This window comes from Fibrella musci, assembly GCF_041321105.1.
Lineage (GTDB): Bacteria > Bacteroidota > Bacteroidia > Cytophagales > Spirosomataceae > Fibrella > Fibrella musci.
Genome location: NZ_JBGGWD010000003.1, coordinates 728,803 through 745,968 on the forward strand (window position 1 = coordinate 728,803; position 17,166 = coordinate 745,968).

A 17,166-nucleotide genomic window follows, 5' to 3' on the forward strand; every position below is an offset into this window, starting at 1 on the left:
CATGAAGCACCTCGTTGCGTTGCTGCTCAGTATCGGCCCGCTGTGGGGAATAGCGCAGGCTACCCCCACTTTATTGACGGTTCTGTACGCCGACGGACCTATCCAGTATCGCGCCTCGGCCCGCGAACCATGGCAGGTGCTGGCGGGACCGATCAGTCGGCTGAAGCTACAATCGACCTACGAAGCCAAACTGAGCAAAGACGCGATTCTGGTACTCGCTTCCGACGGAGCTACACCCATCACACTTCGTCATCAGGCAGGTATTGCCCGCCTGGCCGACTGGATTCGCCAACCCGCCACCGACGAAGTTGCCCGAGCCATGAACACCTATTTCGCTACGTTCTGGCAGGCCCTTACCAACGCCGCGGTGGAAGTAGAGGCCTACGCCTCAGACCTGGTGGGGCGGAAAGGGCGCCGCAGCCGAGGCGATGGCTGTACCACGCCGCTGATGCTTAGCCCGGATTACGACGCGGCTATTGCCGGTGATTCGGCCATTCGGTTTAGCTGGAAACGCGCCTCGCAAACGGCTCTCTACACGCTCGCTTTTTACGATAACTACGACGAAAAGGCCAACCTGCTGTATCAAATCGATGTTGCTGACACTACGCTGCTCGTTGTGCCCAACAAACCGTTTCTGGAGCGTGGTGTCGTCTACTACTGGTCCGTGTTTCCGAAAGGAACGCCTAACTGCGCCCGCTATACCTTCACCCTGGCCAAGACCGAAGCTTTTAGGCAGGTAGAAACTGAAGCCGCGCAGCTAATGGCTCAACTCGGCTCCGATGCTGCCTTATCGGCTTTCCTGAGCGCCGCCCTCTACGAGCGCAACCACTTCTTTCCGGAAGCGCACCGCGCCTACCTTCAAGCACACCGTCTTTCGCCAAAGAATACCCTCTACCGCGACGGTCTGGCGCTTTTTCTCGCCCGGCGCGGCCTGCCCGAACAAGCCAGTCAGCTGTACACACAGCGTTAGCGCCTTATCGTGAGCAGGGGCAATTGTAATAGTAATAATAGGACTGCCCCGGTTCAACCACATTATCTGCTCGCTTAACATAGCCCACGCAGGGAAAACCAGCGCTGTTGATCTCATAGTTGTAGAAGAACGTGGTCTGGCCCGTACCGCCCGCCTGGAGGGCAATATTGTTTTCACTCCAGAACCCCTCACCTGTCCGGAAATCGGGGCCTAAGCTGCGCGTGTAGGCTAGCCAGAGGCTGGCATTCCAGGGGCTGCGGCCATTCATGTCGAAGCCCCCCTGCGTATACTGCACCTGTTCCTGCGCCCAATCGGCCTGTTTGAAGAAACGCTGCACGACATTTTCATTCTTCGCGTCGTATTCATTGCGCCAATACGTACCCAGGCGGGTGCCAATACTGTCAGGCGTGGCGGCTGGCGTGACAAAATCGGTCCGTCTCAGCTTCAGTGCTCCTGCCTGGTTTCGGAAAAACTGTTTCGCCAGCGTGACCGTCTCGGCGTATTGATTGTTATCCCGCCGCTCGAAGGTATGGTCAATGATCACGTCGTAGTTTGCACTGATCACCAGCGTTTTATACATCGTCAGATTGGCAGGCGTCTCGGCCTCACCTTCATACTGGTTGATGCGCGTCGGGCGTAGGCCATCATACTCAATTGTAATGATCTTGGTGATGTTCCGCTTGCTGTCGATAAACGTTTGCCGGATCGGATCGCCCGCCTTGTTGTAGTCGAAGACCTGCGACCGAAGCGACCAGTTGCCGCCCTGCACATCGTAGCTATCGACCTGTCGGATCAAACAACTGCGGGTGTTCTGGTCAGGTGTAGGGGTCAATTCTTGTTGCAGGCATCCGATCAGGAACAGCATCAAACACCCAATGGCGATTTGTACGAGGAGTTTCATAGTGAACGGTGGTCAGAAAGAAAGGCCCAGTAAAAAACAGAGTGATCCCACGTTCTCGTAGGCATCCAGCTTGATAGACCCCGAGCGCGTTTCGCTGACAGAAACGCCCGGTTCGTTTTTGTAGAAGAGCCCGGCGTTCAGGCCCACATTCCAGCGGGCGAAGAAATGTGAACGTAGTCCTACCCCGAGGCGATACGTGAGGCCAGGTTTGGCCTGCACCTGTTCCTGAATGCCCAGCGTGGAGGTAACAGTCTGCCGGGTGCCATTCATGGCGTAGCCAATAGTGGCCAGCAGCAGGGGCCGCAACCGCATGGTCGTAACCTCCTGGCGCAGGTCGACCGTGGGTCCGTGCGTGAAGAACGAGTAATCATAACCAAGGCCAAGGGTGGCGGTGGGCAGGGCCTGATACGTGACCGCGCCGTAGTAGCCACCAATCCCGAATTGGTCATACATAAACTGGCCGTAGCTGTAGGCCTCGGTCACCAGCCCCCAGCGGTAGGGGCGCAGTTCCGACGAGGCATCATCTAGGTCGCGGACCAACAGCCGCCCCTGCTGGAAGCGCACCATCTTTCGCACGTTGAGCAAACCGGCAATCAGTTCCAACGTACCTGCGGCCAGTGCAACATGCTTACCGACTTGCCAACTCCCCCGTTTCTGGCGATCGGCGGTTTGGGTCAGAAACGTACTCTCGGCTCGGTTGTCGGCCGCTAGTTTGTTCAGATACACGTATCCAAGCAGGCTAATAGCTGAAAGCCCGAAATTAGCCGCCATCCGTCGGTTGAGCTGATCCTGGATGCGCTTTCGCATTAGTCGGCCATTGGGGTCTTCGGCCAACGTGATGGCCTGCGAAACACGAGTGGGTTCTCTGATATCCAGTGGAATGTCTTTGGTGAGGTAATCAAGTTGCTGCACCCGCACCAGATGAGGACCATAGGCTAGCGAAAAAGAGGCGGGTGTGCGCCCCACCACCACACTATCGACCATGACCGTGGCCCCCGCAGGCACCGACAGCACCTCTACCGCTGCCCGGACTGGAGACAGCCGGGCGGGGATGGTTGTCTCGTTGAGCAGGTCGAGCACGCGGTTGTCTGGCAGGAAGCCCTCCTTCTGCACCGATAGCGCATGTCGCCCTTTTTCGAGCGAGATAGTCTGGTCACCGCGACCAAGCAGCCGGTTGTCGATCCACACCAGCGCGTCGGCCGGGTCGGTACGTACCTGCACGTCAAACACGCGCTGGGTCAGCGCAACCGACAAGTTCAGGGTTGTATCGGGTCGTACTTCGATCTCGCGGCGTTCAACGTCATATTTATCCTTGCTGACCTCAACGCGGTAATACCCCGGTGCCAGCGAATAGGTAAACCGGCCATCGCTGAGGTAGCCTACCTCCTGATCATTGACGCGTACCGACGCCGTAGGTACGTTGGCCGTCACGACAAGGCGGCTGCTAAGTTTCCGGCTGATGTCGGTATCGGTGGGTACGAAGTTCTGGTTTCGGCCCCGCAATAGCGCTCCCGGCCGCAGTTCGAGCAGGAATGTGCCGGTCTCGGGGGTCAGGGTGCTGAACTGCGGCGTCTGTTTGCCGCCTTTCTGCTGGGCATAATAGGGCACTCGTTGCTGAACGTACCCAAACAGTTCATTGGCCACAATCACGTCGTCGCCGTTGGTGTCGGCTTCGCCCCGGTCGATGGCGTCGAGTAGCACTTTCGTAAACGCACTGTGCTGCCACTCGCCCGACTCGAGCACGGTTTCGTCGGCGCTACCCGCCGTGATGATCTCGCGGCAGCGCTGATTCCAGACGTTACGCAGAAAAGCCAGCGTGGGTATACCCGCCCGACTTTGCGCCAGCCCGCCATAGCAGGCATCGACCAGAAAAAGTGTGTGCTTGGGCCGCAGGAACTCGGCCTGCTGGCGCAATTCGTCCATCGCAATGGCCGAGGCATTCAGTTCGGCATCGTTGCCGTCGGCAGGTACCAGAAAACCGCGTCGCCGGTTGCCACTGCGCCCCGTGGTGGAGCCATGTCCCGCGAAGAACACCAGCAACTGACTATTTTCGACCATATCGTCGCGGGTGAAGGCCTCCAGCGCGTTCTGAATGTTGCGACGGGTGGCGGCTCCGTTGAGCAGCAGCCGTACATTCTTACGCGGATACCCCAGACGGGTGATCAGCACCTGCGCCAGGGCCGAGGCATCGGCGGCGGCATACCGCAGTGCCGGAAAGCCCGATTTTGCTTCGTAATTGTCAATGCCGATCAGCAGGGCATACTTCTGAGCGTAGGCAAGGCTATATTGTGTCGTATCTGCCGGTAGATTACCTATTTTCGCGCCACGCTGCTCGGTCTGCGCTACGGATACAAAACGGGCAAAAGCAACAACTAAACAAGTGAGTAGCAGTCGATTCATGGGTAGCGAGTGTGGATTTACGGAAATGCAAAATTCGCTGTAGTTTACTTACTTTTTCAGTAGCGGAAAATACTGATGCATTAGCCGAATGTATCCTTCAATCTGTCGAATTGGATCAAAGTCGGAATTAGTTTGAAAGCCTGTCGGGTCAATGTTACCCAAACCACGCGTCAAGGCAGTCTCCAGGTGGGCCAGTGCTTCAGTAGCGTTTCCTTGGCGAGCATACCAGCGAGCAGAGAGGTAGGGAGCTTCCCACGAATCGGCCGGGGCAATACGCGCCACGTGCTGAATAGCTTGCCAAGCCTCGGCATAGCGACCCTGACGCAGAACAGCAACAGCGAGGTTGAAGTTGACACTGAGGTTAGACGAATCGAGTCGAATGGCGCGGCGGGCTTCCACCTCGGCCTCGGCGGGTTTATTATCGCGGATCAACGCCGTCGCCAATAAGTTACGGTACTTGACCTCGGTGGGTTTGTACCGAATTGCATCTCGCAGGTAGGTTGCCGCTTCGGCAAAGCGATTTAGCACCACATAGCTATTGCCAATCTGGTAGCAATATTCGCTGGCATAGCCGTTGTTTGGCCAGACCGCCAGTATTCGCTTCTGCCAGTAAATCGCCTCCTCATGCTGGGCTGGTTGCCGGGCGGCGAGATACAGCATCACCACGGCATCTACAAACCGTCGTTGTCGTTCTTTGGATTGTGCGCGTACAAACACCGCCGAGTCGAGCAGCACCACCCGACGGGCCAACGCAAACAACCGGTCGGGCTGGTTCAAGTTGTCGTTATAAATCCGGGCGGCTCGGATGGCATAGTCGGCGTTGGTACTGTCGAGCCGAAACGCTTTTTCGAACGACTCAGCGGCGGGTTGATATTGTTTAAGAAACAGGTACGTTTGCCCAACCAGCATCTGATTATATCCCTTTTGAGGGCTCACCCTCGTGGCCTCCCGAAACATCGTCAGGGCTTCATCGTATTTTTTCTGGTAGATGTAAATGTAGCCCGGTGAGAGCCAGTAGGTTTCATTGCCAGGCTGTAGCCGTTGCAGACGCTGATAAATCGGTAAGGCGAGTTCAGCCCGCTTTTCCTGATTGAGCATTGAGCGGGCTAACCCTGCCATAATATCGGTACTGGTCGAGTCGAGTGCCAGCCCCTGACGATAGTAGCGCTCGGCAGATGGAAAGTCTTTACGCATTTCCGACAAGAACCCCCATAACTGTTTAGCATGAGCGCTTTGATAGCCTAATGAGTCCGCTCGTTGCAAACTCAGGCGGGCCGCTACCGTATCGCCCTTCATCGCCAGTACGCCACCCAGCATAAAATGGGCTTCTGCGATGGATGGGTTGCCGAGAATGGCTTTCTGGATATAGGGTAAGGCATCAATGTATCTTTCCCGGTTAAATAGGATGATACTTTGGGCGAACAAGGCCAGTATATTACCTGGGTTCCTTATCAGGCTTTCATCAACGCACACTTGTGCTTTTTGCAACAATCCCGGTTCATGGGTTTGATCATATTCCTTCAAGTAAGCATCAGCTAATGCCGAGTAAGCAACGCTAAACTCCGGGTATTTCCTGAGTATACGTTCAAACGTGCGGATAGCCGCCGCCCAGTTTTGCTGTTTATTATAAAATCGTCCAAGCGTTAGCAGAGCGTCCCCGTTGGTCGAGTCAATGCGTATCGATTCGCGCAGGCAGGCAATGGCTTTATCGAGCTGCCCAGTCTCGCCTAATACACATCCTTTTTCATATAGACGTTGAGCTTGTTGGTCAGGACGGGTAAATTGTTTGTCAATACTTGCCAGCGCCTTTTGCACGTAAAGTTTTCCCTGATCAGACTTTTTCGCCTGATAATATAATTCGGCGAGTTTGCGGTTTATGTCAACGTCAGTAGGATCAATTCGCAGGGCCATCTCCAGCATTTTTCGGGCTTTCTCAAGCTGATGCCGGACAGCGTAGTGTTCGCTTAGTTTATACAAGACGACAACACTGTTAGGCAGAAGTTCGCGACACTTTTCCAGATAAGCCATCGCCGAATCGACCTGAAGCAGTACAAAGCTGGTTTCTGCCAGCTTCCAGTATGTATAAGCCATATTGGGTTCGAGCCGGGCCGACTGACGAAACCGGGTCAGCGCCAGCAAGCTTAAGCTGTCATTCGTGTTTGCCAGCCTGCGTTCAGTTTTCAGCAACCTATTGCCCTCTAAAAACAGACGCCGCGCTTTCAGATTAGACAGCAGGTTATGATCCTGCTCCAGCAAACCGATCGAGGCATCTAATTCAGCCATTGCCGAGTCGAACTGCGCGACCGGCGTGAGTACGTCATCGTCGCGGATGACTGTCAGCATAGGTTGTAGCAGATTGTCGGTACGTTGCTGAAGGGCGGCCACGAGGTTACGCTTCATCAAGCCGAGTAGCTTGGTATTCCCCTTTGGCGGGAGTTGGCGTAGGTAATGTAAGGCCGATTGATTGGCCGGATGCAGCAGGCGACGCGCCTCTACTGCCTGCTCAAACAGCCCATAGAGGCGGCGAGTCGTGGAGTCCCGTCCTTGGAGCAGATCAGTATCAAGACCTTTAGTCTGGGTGGCCGTGAGCAGCGTGAAAGCGCGGCTTTTGTGTTGCTGATAGCGTTGTAGCGAATCGGCGTTGAATGTTCCCAACGGCAATTCGGCCTCGCCACCCAGCACCTGTGGATTCTGCACGTGTGGCCGTGCTGTTTTGCGAACCACTGCTTTCAGGTACGCTTCCAGTTCGGCTTTGGTGATAGTGCCGTCCCGCTCGTTGTCGCCCGCCCCGTCGGCCAAGCCCATTAGCCCATCTACGAGGCAGTAGGAAAACAGGCCCCGGCCACCGCCAAACTCTTGCCCTTCAATTGCCAGTTCGCCCGGTTCACAGGCCAGCAATTTCACCTGCCCGGCCCATTCCTGTTCCATTCCCAGCAGGGTTCGGCTTTGGCCCAACGCCCCCCCCGCCAGCACAAACGCCCCCGACCGGCAGGCATCGGCCACGAAAATAACCTCGGCACCTGCCGCCGCCAGTTCATCGAGCCATCGTTTGAGGTCGCGGAGGTGGCATTTATCGAAAGTCGCGTTGTAATCTTTGCGAGCAGCCCCCACCAGCATGAGCATGGCGTTGTCGGTACTGTCGGTGCGGGTTTCGATGTCGCCGTGACCGGCAAAGTAGAGGTACACCCGGTCGCCGGGGCGTACGTCCTTACGTACCTGTGTCAGCGCATCGGTAAAGTTGACGAGCGTCGCCTGCTTGTCGATCAGGACTTCAAGGTGCGCGGGCGGTACGTGGGCCACACGAAGCAGGTAATCGGCAAAAACGCGGGCGTCACGATCGGCAAATCGTAGGGGAGGCAAATGCTGGTACTGCGAAATACCCACGACGACGCCATAGGCACTGCCAGCGGTATTGGTTTGGACAAAGGCATTCGTTTTTCCTCCGCGCCCGCCCGGCTGCGACCACGCGTTGACGGCTAGCATCAGACAAATAAAAGACAGTAAAGTGCGTGACATAAGAAGCAGAGTGTTACTGGTCAAGTGTGGCGATCAGTAGAGCCAGCGCTAAGTAGCTAGCGGAATAGCTCCGTATTTTCTTGCTTTTGAATCGGTAGCAGAACAAACTCCCCCTGTGGCTCATGACGGCCAAACCCTTTTCTGAGTGGACCTGAATTGAGGCTTTGTACACCCGCAAACAGGTTAGTGGCAGTCAGGAATTGCTGCGTACCACCCCGGCTTAATAGCAGGCGCTGAATCTGCTGGTTGAAGGGCGAATTGCTAGCACCGTTCAGAAAATCAGGCACTTCGTTTTTTCCACCTGACGTAATCAACTGCCGCGTGTAGTAGCGTAGCACGCGAGTAGCATAGTCGATGGTTTGTCGCTGTGCTTCGGTAGCCTCGTCAGGTTTTGTCGAACGGAGTACACTGGTCTTCTCCAAAATACGCCGTTCGAACGTACCGCCAAAACAGACATCGAGCATGAGCATCACCTGCCGGGAGTGGGCGTTATTCAACAGGTTTTCCAGTTGCCCAAACAGTAGATAAGATTGCAGGTAAGGGTCCTGGCGCGTTGGTTTTGAATCGGTGAAGACCAGATAACCCTCGTCGAAGGTGGGATCGTAGTTACCATGACCAGCCACATAGACAAGTAACTGACTGGTTGAGTCGAGCGAACGAACCGCCTGCACCAACGCAGCCATGATGCTGTCTTTGGGTTGATTTTCGAGGCGCTGAACTGTGAACCCATAATCCTCAACCAGCATCTGCCCCACGGCCCGCACATCGTTCAGGGGTGTTTTCAGACCCTTTTCGGCCCGGTAACGATCCGTTCCGATCAATATCGCATGGCGACTTTGAGGCAGTTTTGCCTGCTTCATGGGTTCACCTTCGCCGACCTTTCCACCCCGCGTTTTAGGTTTTTGTTGCCACCGCAGGGCTGTCCTGATGAGGTCGCGTTCTACGATGAACTGCGTATAAAACGGCCCGGCAGTTCCTGTTGTCCGAAGTGAGCAGTCCATCTCCTGCCGCCACACATCGAGCATTACGTCGCGAGGTTTCGTAAACAGATCGAACAACGACGTTTGTCGGAGTGCGATCAGGAAGTGATGCAGCGGACCATTGGCGTATGTACCATCCCGGCAGAATGTGTTGTCGGCTCCGGCAAAACTCGGGATAACCATGACTCGGTTACGGTCGAGCACCTCAGCTTTGCGGGGGTCTGTTTCGGTGAGCAGTTGAGTCAGTTCGGCTGCAAACTGTTCGCTATAACTCGCTTCGATCACAACCAGTTGGTTGCGCGCTTTCACGTATTCCATCATCTCGCGCAGTTTGCGGAGTGGAATACTCGCCTTCAGCAGTTGGGTGGTATCAGAAAGGGGAGCCGTGGAGTAAGGAACGAACAGCGTTTCGTCGGTGATGGGCGACGTAATTGTATAGCCGGCAAAATCGAAAATAAAGGTGTCGTCGGGGCCTGCCTGCCGGATAACCTCGCCGAATGCCTTCACGATATTATCGGCAGTGGCCTGCTCGTCGAGCAATGTATGAGCAAAAAACCAACGTGCCATGATGGAGTCGCGCCGGCTCACCAACCGTAGAGAATCAGCCGCGCCCAGGATCACGAGTGAATCCCTAGGGGAGGCCACATACGATTTGTAGTAATTCCAGGTCGCCCGTTCTTCAGCCGTGAGCGATACGTTGCGCCGGGGAACGACCTTATTTCGCAAATCGGCCAGTTTACGCGGCCAGTAGGCTTCCCGAATGCTGGCAAGCATGCCCCGTGCGTCATTGGTCGCGTTGGAGAAACCAAGATTTGTCTTCCCAAGCTGATACTGGCTGATCCCAACCGAAATAACATGGCAGGCTGGGGTACGTTCAAGACGATAGCCAACGCCCTGTGGTTGATGCGTTGTTGTGGCAGCCACAGGACACGATTCCGCCGCAACGGTCAGGGGTAAGAATAAGCCGATCAGGAATGTCAGGGTTGCTTTCAAGGCGTTTCCGGTTGTATGCTAGCACAGTTTGAGATACGAAACAGGTAACTGGCCGTGGGGAGTTTGTCTTACTACTTAATTGCCGATAACAGATGAGCTACTTGGCAGCCACATCTTTATACTCAACCGCAAGCAATTCAAGAACATTTTACCTACTCGACCAGCACAAAGCCAGCCCAGAAGTACGGTTCAGTATATTGGGTTTTACCTCGGCGACGGCCTCAGGCTAGTTTCCCTATCGCGCATGATTATAAGGCTTCTACTAGCAACGGTACTATACTGCCCACCTCCGCAGGTTGTATGATCTTCTCCCCCCTCCGATTAGCACAACCCGAGCAAAGGAAACACGGCGGTCTCAATCAGTACCAGAGACAGGCTTTTACGACGCCCTCCTGCCCTGAGAGCAGTTTACGGGCGAAGCGGACGTTCTGCGCATCGGTGGGGTCGGCAAAGGCCAGATCGACCACGCCGGTCAGGCCCATCAGGCGGCACACGGCGCCGAGGTAGCTGAGCTTGTTCACCCGCCAGAGCTTGCTGCCCCGCTCGCTGTGCAGCCCCGCCGCCACAATCCGGACGTTACCAGCCGCCGCACTGCTTTTGGTAGTCGCACTTGCGTCGGCGGGGGCGCGGCCTTCTTTCTGCTCCAGAAATTTGGCCGGTATCTTTTTAAATTTCCGATCGTCGGTCATCTCGTAGGTGTTCTCGTCGGGGGTCATCTGCACGGCCAGGCCGCCGCCAGGTACGTCGGTAAACGAGAGGCGCGTCGAAGCCAGCACGTAGCGCGCAATCGACTCCAGTTGGACGGGGCTTAACGTACCTGCCCGGATGGCTACATCCTGATTTGCCCCCCCCTCGGGCTGGAACGTAAGCGTGACGGTGCTGCCGGGCCGAACGGTCTCCAATGTACCCAGCACTTCCTCCACGCTACGTACCTCTTCGCCATTGACGGCCACGATGCGCTGCCCCACCCGCCCACTCAGGGCAGCTTTGGCGGGCGAATCAGGCAGGATAGCCGACAGCACCGGGTCGGTGGTTTGCGAACGGGGACGTTCTTCACGGCCATCGGGACGGCTATCGCGGGGTGCGGTGCGGGTTTGCTGCGAGATTTCGAGGCCTAGGTACGCCCGGCGCACCAGCCCATCATTGGTCAGCACGTCGGTCAGCAGACGCTGCACAATGGGCGTTTCCAGCGCGAAGTTGATCTGCGACAGCCAGATCTGCGAGCCATCGGGGGCATCGGCGAAGGCAATCTGCGAATTGATGCCTAGTACCTGCCCGCGCTCGTCGACCAGCGGGCCGCCGCTGTTGCCCCAGATCACGGTGGCGGTGGTTTGCAGGAACCCGTACTTGCCGGTGAGGCCCCCACGAGCCCGGTTTTTGGCACTCACAATGCCGTCGGTAACGGTGTAGGGATATTCGCCCTGCGGGTTTCCAATGGCATATACCCGCTCACCGATCCGGGCCGGCTGTGGGCGCAGCACCAGCGCCGACAACTCAGGGCCGGGGGGCGTGGTGAACGCCAGTACGGCAAAATCGTACAGGGCATCGCCACCCACCACGCGCACGGGGTACTTTTTCTGATTGATTGAAAACACGGCAATACTGCCCGCCGCATCCGCCGCCGACTCAACGACGTGGGCGTTGGTGATGACGTATTTCTGGCCGCCCTGCTCGACCACAAAACCGGATCCGCTCCCTCGCGCGCCCGAGAGGTTGAGCGCGCGCGCATAGGCGGCGTTGGGGTTCTCGCTGCTGCCGCGCGTGCCCAGCAGTTGGCTTCCGTTTTCGTCGTTCTGATAAATGGCGACCGTGACTACCCCGCCCAGTGCCTGCTCCAGTACATCGGATTGAGTGGGTGTCGATTGGCCCATAGCCAGCCGGGGTAGGGTTATCAGGGCCAGTAAAGTGAGTTGTAGGGTTGTGCGCATGGGTGGTGATGAGTAGGCCCAATGGGCTACCGGTTATTTCTTCAAAATCAGGAATTCGTAGTTCACGGTGGCGATGTTGGCATCGTCGGGCAACGTACCTGTGCCGCCGCCCCGGGTGCCCATGCCTTGCTGGGCCATGCTATTGGTACTGTTGAAAAAACGGGAGAGTGGGTTTGAAAACCGGCTCGATGGTCCGCGGCTCTGTCCCACGATCGGGCGCAGATCGACCGGTTCGGTGGTGGCAAACACCTTGAAGGTTTCTTTGCCGTAGGGCGGCTCAAAGCGGATGAAGCGGTACGACAGCACCGTTTTGCCGGGTGGCACCATGTAGTTTTCAGGCCGGTCGGGGTAGGCGTTGGGCAGCATCACGGCCACGTCGCCATTGGGCATGATGTCGATGACGGTATAATATAGCGGCACCGTGCCCAGGTTGGTAACTTTCAGCACCACCGTATCGGCAAAGGCCGTAAAACCCAGCAGCGCTCCCTGCCTGTATACCTCTGCGCTCGTGGTATCGGCTACCGACCGAAACCCACGCCGGAGGGGTACAAGCGTAGCGCTGAACTGTACCGACGGATTGCCGGCAAAATTGGTCCGCTGCAAAAACTGGCTTTGCAGGTAGCGCTGCACCTGTGTCGACAGCTGCGCCAGCTGATTGGCCGGAACAGGGGTGGCATCAAACCGACTGCCGTCTGTGGCCCGGTAAAACGTCAGGGCGTTGGCCTGCTGTGGGTTCGCTTTCAGGTACAGATCGGGTTGCCCCGTGAAACGCGCCATGCGGTTTTGGGCCAGTTCAGCCTGCACCCGTTGCCGCAATGCCCTGTCGGTCAGGCTATCGAGAATGATACCTACTGTCAGGTCGCCGGTGCTTCGTTCGGTCACAAAAACGCGGTAGTCGGCCGGGGTTTTGCCCGCGGGCAGCGCTTTGTCCAGCAGCACAGTAGCCGCGTACGGCGTTGTTCTGACCACCACGCCCGTGGCCAGCACCGGGCTGCTTTTGGCATCGCGCGCTACATTGCTGCACACAGCCACCCGTGTCGAATCGAACACACCTTCCAGTTGACCCGCCGTAAGGGTCAGTTGTCGGTTGTTGCCACCAATGGTTTTTACCGTCAGATAAGGCTCCTGCGCTACCACCGCTCCACCAAACAGCTGCCGGTCGAGATCACCCTCGATCTGCGGCGTTTGCGCCGACACTTTCTGCTTCATAATCGACTGAATCCGGGCAAACAGGTCGCGGTAACTCTCGCCCACCCGCGCCTGCTGCATCGCCTGGTTAAACGCGTAGGACAGCGACCCTACCTCTTTGCCATCGGACCCGAAGCACTGGTAGTTGAGTTCATTGGCATTGGCCGCCGACATGGCCACGTATGGGGCTATACCCGTCTGGCTGGGCGTTTTTTTGTAGATGAACACACTGTAGGGCGTCGGTTTCGCAGCCTGTGCGGGTGCTCTATGCTGCCGGGTTTTCAGAGGTGCCCCACCCCGGTGTTTGGTGATGCCACCGCCCCGGGTGATGGTGCCCGAGTGGCAGGCATCGGCCAGCAACAGTACGTCGCCATCGGCCCCCAATTTCTGGCGAAGCTCGTCGATGAGCGCCCCCAGTTCGTCGTCGCGCAGGTGTTTGCTACCGTCGTAATCGGCAAAAGCACCCTCGGCGCGGTTGGGTGCCCCGTAGCAAACGATGGCTTCGTCGTACCCATCCGCTTCGTCGTTGTTCTGATCGGAAATCTGCTGGCCGTGGCTCGAAAAATGAATCAGCACGTTGTCACCCTTCTGGCAGCGGTCGATCAGCGCCCGGAAGGCCTGCATAATGCCTGCCCGGTCGGCCTGCCGGTCGGTTAGCAAGGTCACGTCGGCAAATTGCTGGCGAGTCAGCACCTGCTGAATGAGCGGCACATCGTTCTGGGCGTCGATGACACCCCAGCCCGTTTCGCGCGGGTAGTTGCCGATGGCAACGACAAGCGCGCGGTTTTTCTGCGCGTATAACGTACCTGAGAGGCCAAGTAGAAAGAGGAGGACGAAGCGAAACATAGGGCAGTTAATTAACAGTACTATTCATTTAGGTTTTAATGAAAAAGGGAGAAGCCAGCCACCGACCGACTTCCCCACTCACGTTACTCACTACACTGGTATCTTGAGGTACCCTTTAGCTGACGTAATACTGGTTAGCGTAATGTGTAATCATAGGCCTCACGGCAATCGCCCGAGGCATTCCACTCACGGGAGCCGCCCGTCGAGACACAGTAAATCGTGGTGTAGCCATCGCCCACGGTCACGTACCGATCGCCCCAGGGTTCCATCGTGCCTTTATAATTCCCGTCGACATAGAGTCGGATATACAGGCCCGTCCGGTTGTCGAAGTGAATCGAACAGGCTGCCCCCCGGCTCTTGGCCGGTTGAGGCACGGGCTTGTCTACCGTGGGTTCATCCATCTTGATGTTGGGGTTCGCGCCCCGCGCCCGGGCTACTTTTTTACCCTCGACCTCTACCTTCTTGGTAGCTTTTTTGGTCTGAGCAAAGGAAACAGTGGTCGTCAGCGTCAGGAGCAGACAAACCAGCAAAAGCAGGTTCTTTTTCATGAACTTGTGCATTGGTTGAAAAGGTGAATAGATTCGCTGTTTGTGCAATGAGTTTGCCCGTATATTCCCTGACTACGAGTAAAGTAACATGCTCTTTCGTATTTTTTGCGGTGAGATGAGAAAGGCGCAAATTGTGATCGTAGTAAACGGCTGGTTACTCTGTTTTTTAGGAAAAACAGGCACATGGGCACAGTCGGCGGATGCCCTCTGGCGACAGGCCAACGCGGCTTATACCGAGCAGCCTCAGCAGGCCCTCGGGTTGTTTCAGCAGGCCGAACAACTCGCTATCGCGCAACGCCGCTTCGACCTGGCAGCCAACATCTTTGTCGACGAAGCCACGCTTCATTATATCATCTATAATAATTACCAGCAGGCCACCCTCGCCTGCCAAAAGGGCCTTGCTCTTCGGCCAATAGCCGACAGCACCCAGTTTAAACTATGGGCGAGTCTGGGTGAGATGTATCACCGCCGGAACCTGCCCGACTCGGCCAACCGAAGCTGGCAACAGGCCGATCTGTGCCTGGCCAGACGCCCCGGCATCGAGCGCCAGACGCCCACCTATGTAGCCGCTTATTACGGCAATCGGGGTACTGATTTATTTGAAGAACACGACTACCGGCTGGCCGCTCAATTCTTTCAAAAGCAGCTACGATTGCTGGCTCGGGCGGGTACCAAGCTGCACAAAGCGGTGGCCGAAAACCAGTTTGCCTATTTCTATCTGAAAACCGGTCAACTCGACCGAGCCGATTCGCTGTTTCAGCAGGCGGTACGTACCTACCCCGTTATTACCCGGCCCGGCGACTTAAACCGGGGCTGGTTTCTGCTGGGCCTGATCGATTGTCGACTGCAACGGCAACAGCCCGATTCGCTGCTTCCCCTACTTCGTCAGACCGAACAGCTAGCCCGGCAGGCGGGCGAAGCGGGCCGCGAACTGGCTAGTTATCTGGCGCTGGCCAAAGGGCGTTACTACACGCTGTGTCAGCAGCCCGCCCCGGCTAGAACAGCCTTTGTTCAGTCGCTGGCGCTGGCCCGGCCGCTCAGTAACGCCTGGGTGTTGCTCTGGCAGAATCAGATGGCCCTGAGCTACTGGCACAATCGCTGGGGAACGGCCCAACAGGCGCTCACTTATGCTCAACAGGCTATTCAAACCGTAAGTGTCGAGTTTAGGGCGGCTAATCTGGCCGACAACCCGACGGTCCAGCAATTCCTGAATGGCCCTAAACTGGCCGAAAGTCTTTACTGGAAAGCCCGACTGCTGCACCAGACGACCAGCCTGCCCAACCACTTGTCGCTGGCCAACCAGACCTACGACCGGGCGCTGGCCCTGAGTGCACACCTACAGGCCACCTACGGCTCAGACATTACCCGCCTGTTTATACAGACGAAACTCCGGCCCGCGCTGGAAGACGCCCTCGCCGTAGCCTATGCCTGTTACCAACAACAGCCCGACGCCGCACAATTGCAAACCCTACGTACCCGACAAGAGCAGGCCAGTGCAGCGATATTGCTGGCCGGTTGCCAGCGCGAGCAGCAGCTACCAGCAGCGGTCAGAGTCGGCTGGCAACAGGCGAAGGCCCGGTTGTCGGCAGCTAAAAACGCGCTGGCCAATCAACCCAACGCCAGCCAGCTACCCCAGTTACGGGCCGAACTGGTCGATGCCGAGCTGGCCTGGGGGCGGCTGCAACGCCAGACCGTGCCGGCTATGTTGCCTGTTCGCCAGACCACGGCCACCGATCAGGTATCCAGCACAACCTTGCAACAGCAACTTGGTACACAAACGGCTTTTTTGCACTACAGCCTGACCCCCGATTCGCTGCTGCTGACCGTAACCACCAAGCACCGTACCCAGGTACGTTGCCTACCCATCAGCCGGACGCAACTCACCCGGCTCTGTCTGCGCTTCCGCCGCGAGGTCTACCGCAACCCAGACCCGTTCCAGTATGCGGGCCAGGCCGATGCACAGGCCTTGTTCGACAAACTGCTGCGACCGGTCTGGCCAAGCCTTCGGAACATTGAGCGGCTAGTGATTGTGCGTGATGGCCCGCTACACCATTTACCCTTTGAGGTACTGGCCGTAACGAACCGGCCCGACGACTACCTGATCCGGCACATGGCAATTACCTACGCGTATTCGGCGGCGGGGTTCGTACAGGCCCGGCGGCCCGGCGCTACCGACGCGCCGCTGTTGCTGAGTATGGCGCCGTTTACACAGGCGACTCCGCCCGGAAACCCATTTGGACAGTATTCACCCCTGCCGGGCTCCGAACGCGAAGCCGGGTCGGTTGGTGGTACGCAGTCGACCGGGGGCAATGCTAGCAAAGCCCAGTTTCTGGCCTTAAACACTACGCACCAGTTGATTCACCTGGCCACGCACGCCGAAGCGAATCATACAAACTACGACGAGTCGTTTGTAGCCTTTTACCCGACCGATGCCAACCACCGGCTCTATGCCCATGAAATCGAAACCCTACCGCTCCAGCACGTTCGGCTGACGATGCTGTCGGCCTGCCGGAGTGGCAACGGACCGCTTCAGGCGGGCGAAGGGCTACTAGGGCTGGCACGTGCCTTTGCCGCTGCTGGCTGCCCCCAAACTGTGGCCTCGTTATGGAATGCCCACGATGGCACCACCGCTCGCCTGTCGACGCTCTTCTACGAAGAACTTCAGCGGGGCTTACCTTCCGACGTCGCGCTGCAACGGGCCAAAATTCGCTTTCTGGACAGTCAGCCAGCCGGAGGCGCGTTTACGCCCCCCCACTTCTGGGCGCACCTGATTCTTATTGGGCAGCACCAGCCGGTTTTTCCGCCAGCCTCCAAATTTCCTGTTAGCTGGCTGTTGGCGGGGGCTGTTGTGCTAGGGATAGGCGTCTGGTGGTGGCAGTTGAAGCAACGTACCTGA

At 57.2% G+C, this 17,166-nt stretch carries 9 protein-coding genes; 2 read left to right on the plus strand and 7 right to left on the minus strand.

Annotated elements, in window-relative coordinates:
* The first annotated feature begins 1 nt into the window (after nucleotide 1).
* Nucleotides 2–970, plus strand: a complete 969-nt coding sequence (locus tag ACAW74_RS12930) for a hypothetical protein (RefSeq protein ID WP_370698615.1) — start codon at nucleotides 2–4, stop codon at nucleotides 968–970.
* Between the two features lie 4 nt (nucleotides 971–974).
* Here ACAW74_RS12930 and ACAW74_RS12935 read toward each other — a convergent pair whose 3' ends face one another.
* From ACAW74_RS12935 to ACAW74_RS12965, 7 genes are all read right to left on the minus strand, one after another.
* Nucleotides 975–1,871, minus strand: coding sequence for a hypothetical protein (locus tag ACAW74_RS12935; RefSeq protein ID WP_370698616.1), 897 nt, complete (start codon nucleotides 1,869–1,871; stop codon nucleotides 975–977).
* Nucleotides 1,872–1,883: 12 nt separating this feature from the next.
* Nucleotides 1,884–4,271, minus strand: a complete 2,388-nt coding sequence (locus ACAW74_RS12940) for a PEGA domain-containing protein (protein WP_370698617.1) — start codon at nucleotides 4,269–4,271, stop codon at nucleotides 1,884–1,886.
* 48 nt (nucleotides 4,272–4,319) lie between these two features.
* Nucleotides 4,320–7,787: a tetratricopeptide repeat protein gene (locus ACAW74_RS12945; protein ID WP_370698618.1), complete on the minus strand. Its 3,468-nt coding sequence runs from the start codon at nucleotides 7,785–7,787 to the stop codon at nucleotides 4,320–4,322.
* Nucleotides 7,788–7,843: 56 nt separating this feature from the next.
* Nucleotides 7,844–9,760 carry a caspase family protein gene (locus tag ACAW74_RS12950; RefSeq protein ID WP_370698619.1) on the minus strand — a complete coding sequence of 639 codons (1,917 nt, stop codon included), beginning with the start codon at nucleotides 9,758–9,760 and terminating at the stop codon, nucleotides 7,844–7,846.
* Between the two features lie 359 nt (nucleotides 9,761–10,119).
* A complete protein-coding gene (locus ACAW74_RS12955) occupies nucleotides 10,120–11,688 on the minus strand; it encodes a S1C family serine protease (protein WP_370698620.1) in 1,569 nt (522 codons plus the stop codon).
* A gap of 33 nt (nucleotides 11,689–11,721) precedes the next feature.
* The gene (locus tag ACAW74_RS12960) at nucleotides 11,722–13,722 is read right to left on the minus strand and encodes a caspase family protein (protein WP_370698621.1); all 2,001 of its coding nucleotides are present in this window, start codon (nucleotides 13,720–13,722) and stop codon (nucleotides 11,722–11,724) included.
* A gap of 134 nt (nucleotides 13,723–13,856) precedes the next feature.
* On the minus strand, nucleotides 13,857–14,270 hold the full coding sequence (locus tag ACAW74_RS12965) for a hypothetical protein (protein ID WP_370698622.1): 414 nt from the start codon (nucleotides 14,268–14,270) through the stop codon (nucleotides 13,857–13,859).
* 115 nt (nucleotides 14,271–14,385) lie between these two features.
* Here ACAW74_RS12965 and ACAW74_RS12970 point away from each other — a divergent pair, with 115 nt between their 5' ends.
* Entirely contained in the window at nucleotides 14,386–17,166 is a 2,781-nt protein-coding gene (locus ACAW74_RS12970; protein WP_370698623.1) for a CHAT domain-containing tetratricopeptide repeat protein, read from the plus strand.